Raw genomic sequence first — 19,642 nt, 5'->3', positions numbered from 1 at the left:
GTCACTATCTGTACAGTCGTAGGCTCAGTAGCGTGGTCGCTAAGGCATGATCACGGTATCAATCACATGTATCACGCCGTTTGACGTCATAATATCGGCTTTGGTCACGGTCGCGTTATCGACTTTAACTTTGCCATAAGAGGTCTTAATCATAATGTCACTGCCTTGTACCGTCGTGGCGGACGACATACCCATCACTTGTTCTGCGGTCACCTTACCCGGTACGACATGATAGGTGAGGATATCGACCAGCTTATCCTTGTTTTCGGGCTTGAGAAGCATGTCGACCGTCCCCTCTGGCAGCTTAGCGAATGCCGCATTCGTGGGCGCAAAGACCGTAAATGGCCCTTCTCCTTTGAGGGTATCCACTAACCCTGCAGCTTTGACGGCGGCGACAAGGGTAGAAAAGTCATCATTTTTTGCAGCTGTGTCCACAATATCGTGGCCGCCTTTGTGGTGCGCAGCCATCGCGCTTCCCATTCCTAGAATCAGGGCGGCAGTCACCGCAAATTTCGTGAAGGTACGTTTTAACATGTTGCTCTCCTTTTCATCGATTGATCATTCCTCACCAAACCATCATCAGCAATGACAGTGAGTGACTGCTCAGGAATGTCGTGGCTCTTGGCAAAACGGGTGAAAGGAGAAAGAAGATCACTTTTGGAGGTAAGGATAGGCACATATCTGTGATCTTCTACGCTTGATTGATCGTGAAATCACGTGCAATTTTTCGAACAAGTCATTCGCATAACTGTGATTGTGAGCACACTTTTATCGGCGTACATTCTCTCTCGTCCCGCGACGAAAGGTCGCAAAGAAAATCTTTAAATAGAGACATTGTGGTGACAATTGGTCACCGAGATTGGCGTTTAATAACAATCAATCGACAACGAGAGAGGAAACAACCATGAAAAAATTAGCAGCTATTTTTGCACTGACACTCGCATCAACCTCAGTAATGGCGAGCGGCCTTAACCTTGACGTACAACCTGCAGAAGGCGGTGCTTGGGTATCAGTGACTGAACAAGGTCAAGCCGTTAAAGGCGCGAAAGTAACCAGCTCAAAGAGCATGGACAGCAAAGTGACTGACGAATCAGGTCGTGTATTCATTTACAGCCAAGACCAAAACAGTGGTTCAGTGACTTATGTTGCAAATACCGACCAAGGCCAACAAGCAGAAAAAGCCGCTTTTGTTGCCGGTGACCGCAGCTAATTTGCCCCACTAGGCAAAGACATCGTTGGAAAGCAAAAAAGAGAGCATTGGCTCTCTTTTTTTATGATTAGGCGTTGTCAGGCATGAGCCACGCTTGGAGTGCATGCAGTGAGTCCACTTGGTGGGTAGGCGTCACGCCTTCTGGTAGTGGCTTTTTGTCGCGATTCAACCAGCATGTGTCTATGCCTGCGCGCATGCCACCGAGGACATCTGCCATTGGATTATCGCCGACCATGAGGATTTGAGACTTAGGTGGATGGCCCATTTTTGCAAATGCATGCTCGAAGATGCGAGGGTCAGGTTTGGCAAAACCGACTTGCTCGGATACCACGAGAGTAGATATGGCGGGCTTGAACCCTGTTTTTTCCAAGCGCACATCCTGTAACGCGGTAAAGCCATTGGTGATAATACCAATGTGTGCGTGTGGACGAATCGCGTTTAGCAGTGCTTCTGCGCCTGGGAGAGGCTCACAGATTTCGGCCATCGCATCCAAAAAATGCTGGTTTAGCGTTGTCGGAGCCACCCTGAGCTGCTTTCCCCAGTGGGTAAAGCGTTTGGTTTGCAGCGTGTGTGCGTCTATTTCGCCATTTTGGTATTGCACCCACAAAGGTTTGTTTAGTTCTGAATATTCGGCAAAGGCGTGCTGGTCGAAATCGACATCATAGTGTGAAAACATGCGTTGCAGTCCTGCAAACGCATCAAAGTGAAACAGTGTTTCATCTGCATCAAAAAGAACCCAAGGATACCGCATGGTGACTACATCTCTTTACGTTAAGTAAATGAAGTGTAACAGATAAAGCCCTTTCTCTTCGAGACTTTTTAGTGCACTCACCGTCCTTGGTGAGAAACACTGCACCGTCAAAGTGATGGCAAAATTATCCAGCGTGATTGAGGTTACAAAGTCAGATACAGCCCTGCCAATGTTGCGCTCATCAGATTCGCTAAGGTGGCGGCAAGAATGGCACGCATTCCTAATTTGGCGATATCACCTCGGCGCTCTGGAACAATACCGCCCAGTCCGCCCATCAACATCGCGATCGAAGTGAGGTTGGCAAAGCCGCACAGTGCAAAGGTAACAATGGCTTGGCTATGGGGAGAAAGTGCACCTTTTAGGTTCATAAAATCAGCAAACGCCACAAATTCATTCACCGCAATTTTCTTACCAATCAAGGTACCAGCAGTCATTGCTTCCCCCCACGGAATACCGATGAGCCAAGCGACTGGTGCAAACACATAGCCGAATATCCACTCCAGACTCAATTGAGGCATATTGATCATCGGGCCAAGTTTGCCCAACCCGCCGTTGATCAGCGCAATCATGCTGATCACGGCCAGCAAGCTAGCCCCGACTGCCATCGCAATTTGTAATCCACTTAAAGCACCTTGTGTACCTGCATCGATCAAGTTGACAGGCTTATCGTGGTTATCTTGCTCGGCTTGCGCTTGGGTATGACTGATAGGCGTTTCGGTCTGCGGGACCATAATTTTTGCCATCATTAGACCGGCTGGTGCGGACATAAAAGCGGCAGCGATCAGGTATTTCATTTCAACACCGAGGCCTGCGTATCCAACCATGGTGCCTCCAGCCACGGAGGCTAATCCGCCGACCATGACTGCAAATAATTCTGAGCGCGTCATTGAGGCGAGAAAAGGGCGCACGACAAGAGGGGCTTCTACCGATCCGACAAAGATATTGGCAGTGGCTGACATCGATTCAGTGCGCGAAGTGCCGAGTACGCGTCGTAGTACGCCACCGATCAGGCGAATAATCCAAGCCATGATCCCTAAGTGATAAAGCACGGCGATCAGAGCGGAGAAAAAGACGATAGTTGGTAAAACGTTGAAAGCAAAGATAAAGCCAAGTTTAAATTTCGCGAGATCACCAAACAGAAACTCAGCACCAATATCGCCAAAGCTAATAATTGCGGACACGGCTTCTGATGCGTTAGCCAGAATATGCTGACCAAGCGGGACGGAGATAATAAACCCGGCAAAGACGATTTGAATAATGAAAGCGCCACCGACGGTACGCCAGTTGATCGCACGACGATTTTCTGAAAATCCAATCGCGATTAGAAAGAGGACGCTAATCCCCAAAAGGCCGATGCCAAATTGCATGATGCTTGCTCCGCAAACGTTAAACTGGGATGGAAAACGATTGCGGCGGTATTGTACTTATTTTTCTCAGTGTGACAAGTATCACGAATAAATCATATTGTTGCATTGTTTTGCATTTTTGTGGCCTGGAGGTTATGTGCTCGTAGGCGAGTCGTGTGAGCTCAGAGCGGCTTCACGATAGGTACTTGAACAGACGCATGCTATTCACGATGTCTTTGTGATCCATCAAAAGTTTTGCTGGTGAACATAGGTATTTTTTGTGAGCACTATCAATGAATTCTTTTTATGATACGGCGTATTTCCGCTAAACCTAGAAGAGGAAAGTGTATGACACGATCCTTTATAGCTCTGAAATAAAGAGTTCAAATGAGTTCTAGGCCGCGTCTAGGCTGGGGTTTGAGTGGATATATTGATTAATAGCTGGTTATAAAATCGACATTTGGTTAGTACCCTAATTAAATCGTTACGCATTTATGTTAGGGTAGTGAGCTGTGTGGATGTTGCGGTTCTTGCTGCTGGTCAACTTTTTTATCCGCGTTTTGCGATGAAAAGGCCAATTGAGCGCACAGGCCACCGACACTCACAGGCTTCCGAACAAACGGACTAAGGAGTTAACTCGTGAGCGATAAAAGCCATGAAGATATGATGAAACCGGACGGGAAAGTTAACCCGATCGATACTGACTACCAGGTCGGTCAGGATAATGTGGCCGTTAAACTTGGCCCGTTTGGTTTTGATATTCACAACCGAGTATTTATGGTCTCGGGGCTGGCCATTATGGCCTTTGTATTTGTCACTTTGGCATTTCAAAACCAAATCGGCCCTGTTTTTGGTGATCTTCGGGGTTGGTTGACCTCGAATCTAGACTGGTTCTTCCTTTCTGCAGGTAATATTTTTGTTATCGCCTGTCTAGTACTGATTGTGTCACCTTTGGGTCGCGTTCGTCTCGGCGGAACAGAAGCTAAGCCGGATTATAGCTATGCGGGTTGGTTTGCGATGTTGTTTGCCGCCGGTATGGGTATTGGTTTGATGTTCTACGGTGTATCAGAGCCGTTAACACACTTCCAAACGTCATTGGGCGGTACCGCTGTTGATGCAAACGGTATTCGTACCGACTGGGCACCGTTGGGCGCAGCAGCCGGAGATGCTGAAGCGGCTCGACGCCTAGGTATGTCTGCAACGATTTTCCACTGGGGTCTTCACCCTTGGGCCATCTACGCTGTCTTGGCGCTAGGTTTGGCTCTGTTTGCCTATAACAAAGGCTTGCCTTTGACCATGCGTTCAGTCTTTTACCCGCTCTTTGGCGAGCGTGTATGGGGCTGGACCGGCCACGTGATCGATATTCTTGCGATCATCGCGACCCTCTTTGGTCTTGCAACCTCACTAGGCCTTGGCGCCTCACAGGCGTCTGCTGGTCTTCACTATCTGTTTGATACGCCACTGGGTAACACCACAGAGGTGCTGCTTGTCATGGGTATCACCGGTATGGCCATCCTGTCTGTGGTTGCTGGGGTAGATAAAGGGGTGAAACGCCTCTCCGAAGTCAACATGTTGCTTGCACTGCTACTGCTTATCTTTGTGATTGCAGTGGGTCCAACGCTAGCCATTTTGACCGGTTTCTTTGGTAACCTCGCCGCGTACCTAGAAAACTTGCCTGCGCTGTCTATGCCGTTTGCACGTGAAGATGCCAACTTTACGCAAGGCTGGACCTCGTTCTACTGGGCATGGTGGATTTCATGGTCTCCATTTGTAGGTATGTTTATTGCGCGTGTTTCTCGTGGCCGCACAGTGCGTGAGTTCATCACCTGCGTATTGCTGATCCCATCTGCTGCTTGTGTGTTGTGGATGACCGCATTCGGTGGTACCGCGATTGGTCAATTTGTGAACGAAGGTTACACCGCAGTTGTAGACGCTGAACTGTCACTGAAACTGTTTGCAATGTTGGATGATTTGCCGTTGGCATCGATTACTTCATTCATCGGTATCATTCTAGTTATCGTGTTCTTTGTGACCTCGTCTGACTCAGGCTCACTGGTTATCGATACCATCTCTGCAGGCGGTAAAGTGAACGTGCCAGTGCCACAACGTGTTTTCTGGGCGTCTTTCGAGGGCCTAGTTGCGGTGGCGCTTATCCTTGGTGGTGGCTTGGTTGCCCTACAAGCGATGGCGGTTTCAACTGGCTTCCCGTTCACGATTGTACTACTGGTAGCGACTGCTTCCTTGTTCAAAGGGTTAGCATCAGAGCCGCGCGCTAAGTAACTGTACGTGCTAAGTAACTAACAGTTAGCTATGATGAAAAAGGCAGGCCCTCGGGACTGCCTTTTTTATTACCAACAACCTTGATATGTGATGGGTGAGACTAAGCTTTTAGGTTTCATCTATTGTGAATATTCAATCGCATACCCTTGCACTTTCTCGCAACGCTAGGTGAGCATCATGGAAGCTGAACAAGTTGAAATTGCGACATTTCTTTCCCAATACGCCCCTTTTGAATCGATTCCCGAAGAGGTGGTTGCTGAGGTCGCGCAAAGCATCGAAATTAGTTATCACCGAGCGGGCACGACGATTTTTGCCTACGGCGATGAGATTCATGATTTAGCCATGATCCGTAGCGGTGCTGTCGAGCTGTATCGTCGTAATGGCACCTTGTACAACCGTATCGCCGAGGGGGATATTTTCGGTCAGATGGGGCTTTTGATGAACAACCGGGTGCGTATGCCCGCCAAGGCGATCGAAGACACCTTGGTGTACTTCATCCCTGAGGCGACATTTAACCGCTTGTTTGATGAATTTGAACACTTTGCCGATTTTGTCGAGGTCGAAGACCGGACGCGATTACGTCAGGCGGTATCGAGCCATAATGAAGCCAATGATCTGACGACGTCCAAAGTTAAGAAGCTGATTATTCGCGACCCCGTGATGATCGATAGTACCGACTCGGTACAATATGCAGCGCAAGTTATGTCGCAAGAAGCGGTCTCGTCAATTTTGGTGATGGGCGATGAGCCCGATCCCGAAACCGGCTTCAATCCCGTGCTGGGGATCATTACTGATCGTGACTTACGTAATCGCGTGTTAGCAGAAGGCTTGCCTTATGAAACGCCGGTACAAGAAATCATGTCGCCCCAGCTGATCACCCTCGATCATAATGCTTACATCTTTGAAGCCATGCTCACTATGCTGCGCTCAAACCTCCACCACGTACCGGTATTACAGCATGGCAAACCACTGGGTGTGGTCGCGCTATCAGATATTGCACGTTACGAATCGCAAAACAGCTTGTTCCTCGTCGCCAGTATTTTCCGTCAACAATCGGTAGACGATTTAGTGGTGTTGGCGAAACAAGTCAAAGATTGCTTTGTACGCATGGTCAATGAGGACGCGAACTCACACATGATAGGGTCTGCGATGTCTGTGATTGGCCGCAGTTTTAAGCAGCGCCTGTTGGAGTTGGCAGAAGAAGAACTGGGTGAGCCGCCTATCCCGTATTGCTTTTTGGCGATGGGATCGATGGCACGCGATGAGCAGCTGATTGTGACCGATCAAGATAATGCCATTATCTTGGATGATAGCTTCAACCACGACGAGCATAACGCGTATTTTGAGGCACTATCGAAGCGCGTGTCTGATGGGCTCGATGCCTGCGGGTATACCTATTGTACTGGTAATATCATGGCGACTAACCCTGAGTGGCGGAAAACACTGAAAGAGTGGGAACAATGCTTCGCCGATTGGATTGATAATCCGAGCCCACGCTCGTTACTCGACAGCAATATTTTCTTTGATTTAGATGGTGTCTATGGTCGAACTAACTGGGCTGAACAACTCAAAGCCTTCATTGGTCGCCGTGCACGTCGCAATAATCGCTTTTTAGCATCAATGGCGCGCAATGCCTTAAATCGCACACCGCCCTTGGGCTTTTTTAAAGATTTCGTGATGGAGCAAGATGGGCGACACAATAACTCTATTAACCTCAAACGCCGCGGCACAGCGCCATTAGCCGATCTTATCCGTGTACACGCATTGGCTATCGATTCACGCTCACAAAACTCGTTTGAGCGCTTAGATGACATTATTGAATCTGGGATCTTGCCCAAAGGCCGAGGGCCTGACCTTCGAGATGCGATGGAGTTTATTTCCATGGTGCGTATTCGTCACCAAGCGCTGGATATCGAAGCGGGACGTGAACCAGATAACAATGTGGAACCGGAGAATTTATCTGATTTTGAGCGCCGTAACCTCAAAGATGCATTCCAGATTTTAAGTAACGCTCAGAAGTTCTTGAAATTCCGCTATCAGCCGAATCGGTCATAAGGGGAGGGCATGTTGCATTTGGATCTGAAAAAGAAAGCCCCGGCGCAACACGTGGACTGGCAAGCCATGCTGGATACCAAACGTGAGCAGGTGAAACATGAAACGCTACAAGCGTTTTATCAACAAGGCTGGGTAGCACCAGATACGCCTCTTAAGGATGTGCCCTTTGTCGCACTCGACTTTGAAACTACGGGTCTAGACAGTGAAAAGGATGCCATTGTCAGTATTGGACTGGTGCCTTTTACCCTTAGTCGTATTCGCTGCCAACAGGCGCAGCACTGGATTGTGAATCCCAATCGGCCGCTGGCGGAGTCTTCGATTGTTATTCATGGGATCACCCATTCAGACATTATGAATGCACCAGACTTTTCTCATGTGATTGAACCACTGCTAAGTGCGCTCGCCGGTGCGATCGTTGTGGTGCATTACCGCCGTATCGAGCGAGAGTTCCTTGACCGCGCGATTAAGCAGCGTTTAGGGGAAGGGATTATTTTTCCGATGGTCGACACCATGGAGCTTGAGGCGCGGAAACACCGTACTGGGAAGCGCAGCTTGATGGACCGTATTATGCGTCGTCCCCTGGCGTCGATTCGGTTAGCCGATAGCCGTACTCGGTATCAGTTGCCTTTTTATCAAAGTCATCACGCCTTGACCGATGCCATCGCCACGGCAGAGTTGTTGCAAGCACAAGTGGCCCACGACTTTTCCCCTGACACACCGATTAGCGACGTATGGAGCTAAGGTCTAGACGGCTATCGCTTTGTTATTGAACCGTAGACGCGGATGGTTCGTAAACCTGTTGATAGGTAATAGCACGTCGCGTGCTGGTTTTCAGTGCAATAATAATGTGCTACAACACCAGCGACTGATAATCAGAGGAAAGCACATGACATTTATCCATGCAGTAGAAGGGCTCGTGTTTGGCCTTGGGGTGTTGTTGTTGTCATCAGGCATTGGCTTTGCTTACTGGGGACTCACGTTAAAGCCTGAAGAGGCGGAAGACATGACGGCACGTAAAATTGAGTTGGGCTTTTATGCTGGTGCGTGCATTGTGTTTGCGCTGTTAATTGCCTATTGGCTCACTTGGTGATGATTCGCGCTTACTTTAACGATAAAAAAACCACCGCTTGAGCGGTGGTTTTTGTAGGTTGATACCGACAGATCGGTGTCGTTACCACACGTCTTTATCGATTTGCTTGTCCAGTTTCGGGAACTTAGTACGATCAAACGTTGGCTTCTTACCCGCTCGGCGTTGGTCTTCATAATCTTTCATCAACGCAAACGCAATGCCAGATAGTAGCGCAATCGCCACTAAGTTGATCACCGCCATCATACCCATCGATAAGTCAGCAAAACTCCAGATCAACGGCAAGTCAGTAATTGACCCCACCAATACCATAGAGAGAACCGCGATACGGTACAAAGTGATGGCTTTACGACACTTAAAGATATACTCGATGTTAGATTCACCATACGAGTAGTTCGCAATGATAGACGTAAAGGCGAACAACAAAATTGCAATGGCAATAAAGCCTGCACCCCAGTCACCCACTTGGCTCACCAACGCTTCTTGAGTCAGTGCAATGCCGGTAAGACCACTCTCTGGGTCGAGCATGCCAGACATCAAGATAATCGAGGCGGTTGCAGTACAGATCACAATGGTGTCGACAAACACCCCCAACATTTGAACATAGCCTTGTGCAGCAGGGTGGTTAGGCTTAGTGGTGGCTGTTGCTGCGGCATTGGGTGCGGAACCCATACCGGCTTCGTTTGAGAACAGGCCGCGTTTGATACCTTGCATCATTGCTTGCGCAATAGCATAACCCATTGCACCACCGGCAGCTTGTTCAACGCCCAGTGCACTCTTAACGATCATCGAGATAACGGCAGGAAGCTGCTCGATATTCATCGCAACGACAAACAGTGCCACGGCAAGATATGCAAGTGCCATGAACGGAACGATAAGCTCCGCTACACGTGCCACTGAGCGCATGCCACCAAAAATAACCGGTGCGGTGACCAGTGTAATTGCGATCCCGACAGCGAGTTCATTGACCCCAAATGCCGTATTCATTGCAGCGGCAATTGAGTTGGATTGTACCCCGTTAAAGGCCAAGCCGAATGCAATAATCAGACACACGGCGAAGGCGATACCGAGCCAACGCTGGCCAAGACCTTTTTCAATGTAATACGCCGGACCACCACGATAGCTGTTGTCTTTGTGGTTGACTTTATAAGCTTGCGCGAGGGTGGACTCGACAAAGCTGGTGGCCATACCGACCAATGCGGTTAACCACATCCAGAAGATAGCGCCAGGGCCACCTAAGTAAATCGCCACAGCGACACCGGCCATGTTTCCGGTACCCACGCGTGCTGCCAAGCTGGTGCTAAATGCTTGGAAAGAGGAAATGCCGCCTGAGGCGCCATCGCGGCTATTGGCCATGAGTTTGAACATGTGACCAAAGTTACGGAATTGAATAAAGCCGGAACGTACAGTGAAGTACAGACCTAGACCAATCAATAAGTAAATCAGTACGCTTCCCCAAAGGAGGCTGTTACCTGTATCGACTATGGACACAAATAGGTTTTCTAGTAGTTCCATCATAAAACTCTGTTTTTCGTCTGTTGGGAGACGCCTTGAGCTTGAAAAGTCGAGTGTTTGCAAAGGTGACGACAAGTGTCAAGGCCGACAACCACTGTCCATGTGACTTAACTGCAGTCCATGCAGGCGAACAGCTGGTCCCCATCTTGAGGGGCGGTTAGGTTGGTGGCCTAACGTGGAACCAGCGTGGTGTGCAACAGCATTTTGAATCCATGCTCGACTGTTGCCAGAGTGCTCTCACGTTAGTTATGCACCATGATTGAATGAGTAGGTACACAACGCGGAGCGCACCGGATAATACCGATATTTGTGAGACAAAACACTATGAGAAGGGCGGTTTGATTAAAAATTAACCTGCTCAATATGTTGATTTTGGTGATATTGACTGTAAATAAAATGTAATGCTTTTCATGCTAATTACTTGAACTTACGCGATTTAGTAAAATGCTATGTTGCATAAATTTTCGTTAAAAGCGACTAAAGACGGACTATGTCAGCGCGCGTAAAATTGTGATCAAAAACACGTGGGTTTGATGAAAATGTCGCCACACGAATGAAGTGAGCAAGCCATGCCTGCCTAGTTTTGTGTTGATGCGCTGCCTTTTTTATTGAGCAAATCCGCTTTAACCATGTCAAGCGCTGACAGTGCAACGTCGACATCAATGTGATGGCTTTCGAGCAAATAAATCAGGTCGACGGCGAGCTTAACGTCATCGGGAGCGTTCTCAAGGCCGCTCGGAGTGTGGGAGGCGTCTTTGTTCATGAGGGCTCCTTATTGCTTTTCGGTCACGTGTAACGCGGCACGGATCAGTTGTTCATGAAGTGGGACGAGGGTGTCGTGATTATCGTGATAACCACCACCAATGACTGCCGCGACAGGGATTTGGTTGTGCTTGCAACACGAGAGTACGCCCAGATCGCGCTGATAGATGCCGTTTGTTGAGACGTCGAGATAGCCGAGTGCATCGTCCCGATGAATGTCGACCCCGGCGTCATAAATGACCATGTCAGGACGATACTGAGCGATGGCGAGTTCGAGCAAGGGCAAAAATGCGCTGAGGTAGTCATCATCACCGGTGCCTTTAGGTAACGGTAAATCGATCGTCGACGGTGGCTTACGCGAGGGGAAATTCTTCTCACAATGAACTGAAAACGTGATGACATCAGGGTGATCTGCCGCTAAAGCGGCTGTTCCATCGCCATGGTGTACGTCACAATCAACAATTAACACCCTATCTATACCACGGTGAGACAATGCGTGGCGTGCCGCAATCATTAAGTCATTAAATAAGCAGAAACCACTGCCAAAATCGTAGTGAGCGTGGTGGTAACCACCGGTTAGATGAATAGCAAGTCCGGTCTCAAGCGCATGGTCAACGGTCAATGTAGTGCCGCCTAACGAGGTAAGACTACGCGTGATTAAGGCCTCACTCCATGGAAAACCGATTCGACGCATTTTGGCCAGCGGTAGCTCGCCTTTGATTAAGTGACTGATATAGCCGTGGTCATGCACGGGTTCGATCACCCGACGGTCTGCCGCTGTCGGCTGATCGAACGTGACTGGCAAGTTGCATGCGCTGAGACGCTCGTATAGAAGGCGGTACTTCTGAAGGGGATACCTATGACCTTCAGGGAGCGGGAAGTCAGAATAAATAGGATGGTAAATCAGAGGTAACACCCTAAGCTCCTTTGTGCTGATTTGCGCGTATTGGCTAATGCCGTAACAGATTTACTATGATGTTGGATTTACCCCGTGCGCCCCTAGGTCTTGCGCTCACGATAACTGATGGTACTTTCAATACGCTCGCGAGCTTGGCGGCAACGGGCTAAGCGTTGCTCTAAGGCTAAAACTTGCTTCTGGTAGTCTTGGCGGACTGCCGGGCTGCTTGATGCATCGACGCTGGCATTCGCATCTCTGAGCTTGTCTTCCAAGCGTCGTTCCCAATCTTGGTGTTTGGCGAGCTCTTGGTAAAGTTCACCTATGGATTGGCGTCGACGTCCACGGGTCGCTTGTTCTTGTTTACGTAATGGTAGCGTTGCCAGCTCACGTTGCAGTGCACTGATTTGTGCCAATAAGGTTTCACAAATGTGTGTCGCTCGTGCTTCGGTCAATAGCCCTTGTTCGTCGTCGCGTCGCATCACATTAAGCAGCCCTTGCGCTTCGTTTACACAAGGGGTAAGCAGCTTGCCTTGGCACTGAAAAAGCTGAATAGAGAACAAAGGCGCGTTTGCTTCTCCGCGACGTCTATCGACCTCAGCGGCACGCTTGGCCAGTTGGTCGAGTAACTGATGCATTGTTTCGAGCTGGGCTTTCATGATGATTAAATTACCTTAAAACCATGCGTCTAATGCAAGCTTACCCGCGAGCACGACCACGGCCGTGACAAAAATCGGACGGATAAATCGACTACCAAAGCGAATGGCAGAATGGGCCCCAATAAAAGCGCCTAACATCAAGCAGACACCCATGGTTAGCCCGAGTGCCCAGTTAACATGCCCCAGCAGTGCAAAGGCAACCAAGGAGGTGAAGTTACTGGTAAAATTCATCGCCTTGGCAAGTCCTGATGACAGCAAAATGTTCATGCGATACATCGACATGGTCGAGACTGTCCAAAACGCGCCCGTTCCAGGTCCTGCCACCCCATCATAAAAGCCTAGTGATAGGCCTTGCCCCCATTGCTTAATGGGGAGCTTCGGGCAGGGCGTGGGCAATTTATGGTTATCGACCTTGGGCTGAGGGTGCCATACCGTATAAACCGCAGCGATCAGCACCACCAAAGGAATCGCCTTTTCAAGCCACTCGGTGCTCAATACGTCGACCAACAAAGTGCCTAACGTGGCACCGATTAAGGTCCCCCAAAAGGCATGCTGCCAGAACCGAGGCGAAAAAAGCCGCTTCTTGTAATAGGTAAAGGCCGCGGTGCTTGACGCAAAAGTGGCGGCAAGTTTATTGGTCCCTAAGGCAATATGTGGCGGCAAGCCTAAGGAAAGCAAGGCGGGAACAGTGAGCATTCCACCACCGCCAGCTACCGCATCAATAAAGCCGGCGACAAACGCCGTAAGCCCTAAAATAATCAGGGTAGAGAGGTCAATCAGTTCAAGCATGCGAATTCTTTCTAGTTATTGTTCGACGACGCGCTTAAAGGGTGGTAGCGAGTCGAGTAATGATTGGCCATATCTGCGGGTGATAATACGCCGGTCAAGAAGCACCACTCTACCAGAGTCTTCCTCTTTTCGCAGTAGACGCCCGACCGATTGCACTAGCTTTTTACTTGCCTCGGGAACCGAAATTTGCAAAAACGGATTGCCACCACATTTTTCAATGTATTCGGCGTGGGCCTCTTCCACCGGTGAGGTGGGCACAGCAAAGGGAATTTTGGTAATAATCAAGTTTGTCAGTAGTTTGCCGGGTAAATCTAGCCCTTCAGAAAAACTGCCGGTCCCAAAAATAATACTGGTTTTCCCGGCGGCAACCGCCTCTTTGTGTTGATCTAACAGTGCACTACGTGACAGGGTGCCTTGGCAGAGTAGTTGCCATTGATGACGGCGACAGTGCGGCTCCAAGGTTTTAGCCACTTGATGCATTTGCCAATAGGAGGCGAATAGCACCAGTGATGCGGTTTCGCCTTCCAAATACTCAAGCACTTTGTCGCCAAGCACATCGGTAAACTGTTTTGCTTGTGGCTCACAGGGCATCGCAGGCACTATCAGCCTTGCTTGGTTGGCATAGTCAAAGGGGGAGGGTAACGCCAAATAGCGCGTGCCATCGCTTTCGCTTAGACCGACTTGGCGACAAAAATAGCTAAACCGATTGAGTGCGCGCAATGTGGCAGAAAACAGCCCGACACCGGCTGCCCGCGACCACAGCATTTGATCAAGACGCCAGCCGACTTCCAACGGCGAGACGTGGACCCAGCGGTCATCTTCGCGCTCTTGGCAACGCTGTATCCAGCGCGCGAGAGGTGCACCTTTGTTTGCGTTGGGTTGTGCCATCAGTGACCAGACTTTTTCTAGGTTCTCAAGCCGTTGTAAGAAAAAGGCACTTTCCGCAAGCGCAGGGTCGGCGAGCTTGGCCGATATGTCATTTTCTTTCAGTCGCTCGTTGATCAAATCGTGAATTTTCGCCAAGCTTTGGTTGGCTTTTTTACTCGCCTGCTTCAATTGCTGGCAGGGCTCGACCAAGGCGTCAGGCAGTTCGCCATCAACAAAACGGTAGCAGCCATCCTCATTGAGGGGTAAGCCACTAATAATTTGGTTGGTGTCGCGTAAAGTGGGGATCAGCACTTGGATCGCGTCTAATAAGCTATCCACGAAGCGGTTTGCGCGCTTCATATCCGCGGTATTACCGAGCTTAACCGTGGTTTGGTTGAGCTTTTCCAGCCATCCAGTCGCCCCGAGTAAACTGGCATTGGCGGCAGAAAAGTCGCGTGCGACCGTCGGCAAATGGTGGGCTTCATCAATCATATAAAGACATTGCTCTGGCTCGGGTAAGATCACCCCGCTACCTAGCTCGAGATCGGCCAATAATAGACTGTGATTGACGACCACGACATCCGCTTTGTCCATCGCCTCGCGCGCTTTGGCGAAGGGGCACTGACGATGAGCGTGCAATCCAGCGTGGCAAGTATGTTTGTCCGATGCAATGGCTTGCCAGAGATGATCGGCAATCGGCTTGGGCCAGCTATCGCGGTCGCCATCCCATTTTCCGCGGCTAAATGCCGAGTACATGTCATTGAGTAGCCGTTGCTCGTTTTGCTTGGGCTTTTGGGTGAACAGCGCGCCTTGGATGCTGTCTGTATCCGCCACCGCACTCAATTTGTGTGCACAGCAATATCGTTGACGCCCTTTTGCCAGAATAAAATCAAACGGTTTTGGGCAGATGCGACGAAAAAATGGAATGTCTTTATTGGCTAACTGCTCTTGCAAAGCCACTGTCGCGGTCGAAATCAACACTTTTTTATTGTTGTTTAGCGCAAAGGGGATGGCCCCCATAAGATAGGCCATCGATTTGCCCACACCCGTACCCGCCTCTGCCACAAATAGCCGGCGCTTGTTGTCGTAATCGCCTGCTAGCGTTTTTGCAAGTTCTGCCACGAGATAGTTTTGTACCTTTCTAGGGACAAAATGGGGAAGTTGCGCTTGTAGGGTTTGATAGCACGCACGGATGTCTGATTTTACGGCAGGGCTAAGCATCAATAAGTCCGGCTAAGGAAGAGTGGCGGGCAGTATAACACGACTCAAAAACGTGAAAACGATCCCGAACTGCAAGATTTCTTTACATTAATGAGATCGCAGTCACGAATTTATATTGAACCAATCAACCCTATCTTGCTGATCTGTCTTGTGATTACTAATACACCTGATTTAAGTAATTGATTGGTTATATATTCTGAATTTTATGGTTATAAGTTGATCTTTCGATATATTAATCTGTTTTGTTGTGTTGTTAACTTTCATCAAATCTGCTGATTTTGTAATCGTAAACTGTGATCTTAATTCAGGTGGAGTGGCTAACTGTTTGTTTTTTATGTTTTGTGGGTTATGATTTGCGCGGTTTCGGGCTAGTTGACAGAATCCAGAATGTTCTGCACGATTAGCCACGAAGTTTCAGTGGTCTGGCATTTTGTTCTTCGCAACATTATGACAGCCACCATAAAACAGAGTTCCACGAAGGAACTCATAATGACTAAATAGAAAAGGCAGTGGATTAACCATGAAAAAGACTATTCTAGCAATGGCAGTTCCAGCTCTGCTGGCTGCTGGCTCAGCATCTGCAAGCATCAACCTGTATGACGCAGACGGCGTTAAAGTAGACGCGTCTGGTGCAGCAGAAGTTCAATATTTCCAAGCTATCGGTGAGAACCAAGACGGTCAATGGCGTCTAGATGACGGTGACTTCGCGGTTAACACTGAAGTTGCGGTTTCTGACGACCTAGCAGCTATCGGTCACTTCGCATTTAAATTCGAAGAAAGCGCGACCACAAACGACGAGCTATACGTTGGTTTTAAAGGTAGCAACTGGGGTACTATCACCTTCGGTCGTCAACTGCTGATCAACGATGACATGGGTATCACCAAAGACTACGAGCTAGCATCTGCGAACAACGGTACTTTGCGTACCGAGGGTGATCAAGTTGCTAAGTACGTTTACGACAACGGCACTTTCTACGCAGGTTTCTCTACTCTGCAAAACAGTGATGGTAAAGAAGGTACTGACGAGTACAAAATCTATGACGGTCGTCTAGGTTACCGTGTTGCTGACATCGATATGCGTGTTTACTATTTCTACGTAGATGATGCTGCTGCAAACCTAGGCAATGATGACTACGCCTACAACTCAAAAGGTGACGTAGAAAACTACAACTTCGAAATCGAATACAAAGGTATCGAAAACGTAGGTCTAGCGGCTTCTTACGGTGTTAACACTAACGACACTGGTTCAGTAAAAACTGAAACAGATTTCTTCTCTGTTGCAGCTGATTACACCATGGGCAAAACTACCTTTGCTATCGGTGTTGACAACCAAGACAACGACAGCACTGAAGACAAGACTGGTTACTACGCGAACGTAACTTATGCACTGCACAGCAATGCTAAAGTGTACGCTGAAGTAGGCGATAACGACGCTGACAACAACGATTGGGGCTACGTTGCAGGTATGGAAGTTAAGTTCTAATCGAGCTTAACGATACCGCTACAGTATGTAGTGCTCTTTTTAAAAGCCGCCTTCGGGCGGCTTTTTTATTCATGGTTTTGGCGAATCAGTGAGAAAAGAATAATGAAGCAGTTGAAATGGGCTGGACTAGCGTTGGGTGTCACCTTGTTGTCAGGTGTCGCTCAGGCCGCAACGATTACCTCAGCACGGGGTGTTGAGTTTTTGGTGATTGATGGCACCGAAGTGAAATTTGACAGCTGGGCGCCTCAGCAAAGTGTTGAACTAAGCGATGGCACACACCAGTTAGTGATGCGCTATGAAGGGGAAGTGAAGCGCGGCAGCAAAGATGTTGTATTTACCTCTCGCCCTTATGTGTTTGATTTTAATGTCGATGGACGTGATGCCACCATTGATATTGATACCCGCCTTTCGGCACAAAGCCAAGCGTCGAGCTATTTTGCTTCAGGCCCACAATGGCAAGCGGAGTTTGAGAGTGGAGAGGTGATGCCGTTGAACGCGACTGAGCTTAAAGGTGACGGCTTTGCTGCTTACGCGGATATGGAAGCGTTAGTGGCTGACTATAACCGTGCCAATGGCATTATTTTCGACCAAGGTGAAAGCAAAAACCTCAATGATGTTTTGGTCGAGGTGGATGAGGAAGGCAAAGCATCCATCAAGGGCGATGCGCTCTCACAACTTAAACTTTGGTATACCAAAGCTAGCGATCAAGAACGCAAGTCTTTCCGCCGCTGGATTATCGACCAAGAATAATGTGGCTTCGTTTGGCTCAAACGCAAAAAAACGCCCAGCCAAAGCTGGGCGTTCGTCGCTTAAACAGCGAGAGACAGGCTACAAGCGAAAGTAGACCGACACAGCATCACCGATTTAGTGAGGGTCCGTCGCAACACGACGCTGCGCGGGATCGTGATGGTAATAATTTGATGTACGACATTGAGGACAACGTTGCTCTGCCGCATCTTGCATCAAATCACTGAGCGGTATTTGGCTCTCACAATCGGCGCACAGGCCGTAGATTTCCAAATCCATGGCACACAAAGAGGCGTCCACTTTCTCCAAACGATCGCCTAGGCAACGAATCGCGCCTGGCAGGCTTTGACTTTCTTTAATTAAGTCAGTCACATTGAGATTATCGCATTCCTTTTCCCAATCTTCTCGTAATCGAGTGGTTAAGGTTGCGATCAGCTCCGCTTGCTCGGTTTCGAGCTCACACCGAAGCTGTGCGAGGGTTTTTGTATCCATGGTCAGTTCGCTTGATTGGCTGAAATGACGTTTATCATGGATCACCCACCCCACTTGTTACCCTGATGTAAATCAAGAATAGCGATAAAACCTTACAAAAGGTCCGTTTTTAGCGGTCGAAAGCTGAGCTATAGTAGCGCTTCACTGTTGTTAAGTTGTTGTGAGTAGAGATAACAAAATGGAACATGATTTTAAAGAGCCGTATAGTCTGAAGTATTTCATTGGATTTTTGCTGGTACTCCTTATTCCCACCTTGCCAGCAAGCCTGACTTGGATTGGTATTGTATTTGGTCGTTAATTATCCTGATAGACCGCGTTCAGCGGTTAAATGCGGTATTGTGCTGTACTGGCCGGGTGAGGGTCACTACACTTGTTAATGTGTTTCATTTCACTGTCAGGCCAGAACTTTGCGAGACCACAGCATGCAACACTCACTGCCATCTTCTTCCCCCCGTTGGCGCTGGCTTTGGAATAGCCTTGGTTGGCTGTGGGTCGGTTTAGGCACAGCGGGTATTTTTTTACCGGTGCTACCGACGACGCCGTTTTTACTACTCGCGAGTGGCTGCTTTATGCGTGGTTCGCCTCGTATTGCTAACTGGCTGCATGCACATCCTACCTTTGGGCCTATCTTGACTGATTGGTATCAAAAACGCGCCATTAGCCGTAAGGTAAAAATACGGGCCACCGTGATGATACTGGCCAGTTTCACTTTTTCTATTTATATCGTCAGCTTTGCTTGGCTAAAAGTCATGCTGCTAATTTGCTTAATTGTGCTGTTATGCTGGTTTCTCCGTCTGCCCGAGACAGAATCTGTTGCCGCCTCGGCTGAAAATTCATAACATTGCGGTTTGCGTTTTTTTACCGGCGAGTATTGGCCATGAGCAACGACAGCTTGAATGTCATTAAACAAAGCATCAAAACCATTCCTGATTACCCAAAGCCCGGGATCCTTTTTCGCGACGTAACCAGCTTGATGGAAGATCCAATCGCCTATCAGGCAACCATAGATACACTCGCGAACCAGTATCGTGACATGGGGTTCACCAAAATCATCGGTACCGAATCGCGCGGTTTTTTATTTGGCGCTCCACTGGCACTGGCGATGAAATTGCCGTTCGTCCCGGTACGAAAACCCGGTAAGCTACCCCGTGAAGTTATTAGTGAAAGCTACCAACTTGAATATGGCGAAGACACGCTAGAAATTCATCGTGACGCGATTAGCAGCGGTGATAACGTGCTTGTCATTGATGACTTACTGGCGACCGGTGGTACCATTGAGGCGACAGTAAAACTTGTGCGTCGTCTAGGCGGTGAGGTGAAGCATGCGGGCTTTGTCATCAGCCTACCCGATATTGGTGGTGAGGATAAACTTGCCCAAATGGGTGTTAACGTATTCAGCCTGTGCCAATTTGATGGTCACTAGCCTCTCTCCATACCGGGGCGCTGTGCGCCCTTGTTACGCTCCGCCTCATTGGATATTCAA

Annotated in this window: 19 protein-coding genes; 9 read left to right on the top strand and 10 right to left on the bottom strand. The window is 48.8% G+C overall.

The features are described from left to right. Positions 1–39 precede the first annotated feature (39 nt). The gene (locus E8E00_RS08980) at positions 40–534 is read right to left on the bottom strand and encodes a fasciclin domain-containing protein (protein ID WP_077661768.1); all 495 of its coding nucleotides are present in this window, start codon (positions 532–534) and stop codon (positions 40–42) included. Between the two features lie 370 nt (positions 535–904). Here E8E00_RS08980 and E8E00_RS08975 point away from each other — a divergent pair, with 370 nt between their 5' ends. Continuing rightward, positions 905–1,210 carry a hypothetical protein gene (locus E8E00_RS08975; RefSeq protein ID WP_077479139.1) on the top strand — a complete coding sequence of 102 codons (306 nt, stop codon included), beginning with the start codon at positions 905–907 and terminating at the stop codon, positions 1,208–1,210. Between the two features lie 67 nt (positions 1,211–1,277). Here E8E00_RS08975 and yjjG read toward each other — a convergent pair whose 3' ends face one another. After that, a complete protein-coding gene (gene yjjG / locus E8E00_RS08970; protein WP_096627702.1) occupies positions 1,278–1,961 on the bottom strand; it encodes a pyrimidine 5'-nucleotidase in 684 nt (227 codons plus the stop codon). Between the two features lie 143 nt (positions 1,962–2,104). Beyond that, positions 2,105–3,328, bottom strand: coding sequence for a NupC/NupG family nucleoside CNT transporter (locus E8E00_RS08965; RefSeq protein ID WP_096627705.1), 1,224 nt, complete (start codon positions 3,326–3,328; stop codon positions 2,105–2,107). A gap of 642 nt (positions 3,329–3,970) precedes the next feature. On the opposite strand from E8E00_RS08965, the gene E8E00_RS08960 reads away from it, so the two are divergent. The 4 genes from E8E00_RS08960 (at position 3,971) to E8E00_RS08945 (ending at position 8,732) form a co-directional block, all read left to right on the top strand. Beyond that, positions 3,971–5,587 carry a BCCT family transporter gene (locus E8E00_RS08960; protein ID WP_371414234.1) on the top strand — a complete coding sequence of 539 codons (1,617 nt, stop codon included), beginning with the start codon at positions 3,971–3,973 and terminating at the stop codon, positions 5,585–5,587. A gap of 177 nt (positions 5,588–5,764) precedes the next feature. Beyond that, positions 5,765–7,642: a DUF294 nucleotidyltransferase-like domain-containing protein gene (locus tag E8E00_RS08955; RefSeq protein WP_077640781.1), complete on the top strand. Its 1,878-nt coding sequence runs from the start codon at positions 5,765–5,767 to the stop codon at positions 7,640–7,642. A gap of 9 nt (positions 7,643–7,651) precedes the next feature. Next, positions 7,652–8,383 (top strand): 3'-5' exonuclease, encoded by a 732-nt coding sequence (locus tag E8E00_RS08950; RefSeq protein WP_069591340.1) that lies wholly within the window; start codon positions 7,652–7,654, stop codon positions 8,381–8,383. A 145-nt stretch (positions 8,384–8,528) separates the two neighbouring features. Then, complete coding sequence (locus E8E00_RS08945) at positions 8,529–8,732, top strand: hypothetical protein (RefSeq protein WP_069591341.1); 204 nt, start codon at positions 8,529–8,531, stop codon at positions 8,730–8,732. An 81-nt stretch (positions 8,733–8,813) separates the two neighbouring features. On the opposite strand, the gene E8E00_RS08940 is transcribed toward E8E00_RS08945, so the two are convergent. The 6 genes from E8E00_RS08940 to dinG form a co-directional block, all read right to left on the bottom strand. Next, positions 8,814–10,244 carry a sodium:alanine symporter family protein gene (locus E8E00_RS08940; RefSeq protein WP_069588701.1) on the bottom strand — a complete coding sequence of 477 codons (1,431 nt, stop codon included), beginning with the start codon at positions 10,242–10,244 and terminating at the stop codon, positions 8,814–8,816. A 577-nt stretch (positions 10,245–10,821) separates the two neighbouring features. Further along, positions 10,822–11,007 (bottom strand): DUF2496 domain-containing protein, encoded by a 186-nt coding sequence (locus tag E8E00_RS08935; protein ID WP_069588654.1) that lies wholly within the window; start codon positions 11,005–11,007, stop codon positions 10,822–10,824. Positions 11,008–11,016: 9 nt separating this feature from the next. Then, the gene (locus E8E00_RS08930; RefSeq protein ID WP_096627708.1) at positions 11,017–11,922 is read right to left on the bottom strand and encodes a histone deacetylase; all 906 of its coding nucleotides are present in this window, start codon (positions 11,920–11,922) and stop codon (positions 11,017–11,019) included. 83 nt (positions 11,923–12,005) lie between these two features. Beyond that, complete coding sequence (locus E8E00_RS08925) at positions 12,006–12,560, bottom strand: primosomal replication protein (protein ID WP_096627711.1); 555 nt, start codon at positions 12,558–12,560, stop codon at positions 12,006–12,008. A gap of 15 nt (positions 12,561–12,575) precedes the next feature. After that, complete coding sequence (locus E8E00_RS08920) at positions 12,576–13,349, bottom strand: TSUP family transporter (protein WP_069588660.1); 774 nt, start codon at positions 13,347–13,349, stop codon at positions 12,576–12,578. A gap of 15 nt (positions 13,350–13,364) precedes the next feature. Beyond that, the gene (dinG, locus tag E8E00_RS08915) at positions 13,365–15,437 is read right to left on the bottom strand and encodes an ATP-dependent DNA helicase DinG (protein WP_096627714.1); all 2,073 of its coding nucleotides are present in this window, start codon (positions 15,435–15,437) and stop codon (positions 13,365–13,367) included. A 520-nt stretch (positions 15,438–15,957) separates the two neighbouring features. On the opposite strand from dinG, the gene E8E00_RS08910 reads away from it, so the two are divergent. Then, positions 15,958–16,920, top strand: a complete 963-nt coding sequence (locus tag E8E00_RS08910; protein ID WP_096627717.1) for a porin — start codon at positions 15,958–15,960, stop codon at positions 16,918–16,920. A 102-nt stretch (positions 16,921–17,022) separates the two neighbouring features. Then, on the top strand, positions 17,023–17,670 hold the full coding sequence (locus E8E00_RS08905) for a DUF2057 domain-containing protein (protein ID WP_096627720.1): 648 nt from the start codon (positions 17,023–17,025) through the stop codon (positions 17,668–17,670). Positions 17,671–17,784: 114 nt separating this feature from the next. On the opposite strand, the gene E8E00_RS08900 is transcribed toward E8E00_RS08905, so the two are convergent. Then, positions 17,785–18,159 carry a DksA protein gene (locus tag E8E00_RS08900; RefSeq protein ID WP_136588379.1) on the bottom strand — a complete coding sequence of 125 codons (375 nt, stop codon included), beginning with the start codon at positions 18,157–18,159 and terminating at the stop codon, positions 17,785–17,787. Positions 18,160–18,581: 422 nt separating this feature from the next. Between E8E00_RS08900 and E8E00_RS08895 the strand changes: the two genes are divergently transcribed. Both E8E00_RS08895 and apt read left to right on the top strand, forming a co-directional pair. Next, positions 18,582–18,998, top strand: coding sequence for a YbaN family protein (locus E8E00_RS08895; protein ID WP_077456496.1), 417 nt, complete (start codon positions 18,582–18,584; stop codon positions 18,996–18,998). Positions 18,999–19,036: 38 nt separating this feature from the next. Next, positions 19,037–19,582, top strand: a complete 546-nt coding sequence (gene apt, locus E8E00_RS08890) for an adenine phosphoribosyltransferase (protein ID WP_077456498.1) — start codon at positions 19,037–19,039, stop codon at positions 19,580–19,582. Positions 19,583–19,642 lie beyond the last annotated feature (60 nt).

The sequence above is a fragment of the Salinivibrio sp. YCSC6 genome, assembly GCF_004916735.1.
GTDB lineage: Bacteria > Pseudomonadota > Gammaproteobacteria > Enterobacterales > Vibrionaceae > Salinivibrio > Salinivibrio proteolyticus.
The sequence above is the reverse complement of the archived record's forward strand: the minus strand, read 5'-3'. Positions and strand labels throughout refer to the sequence as shown.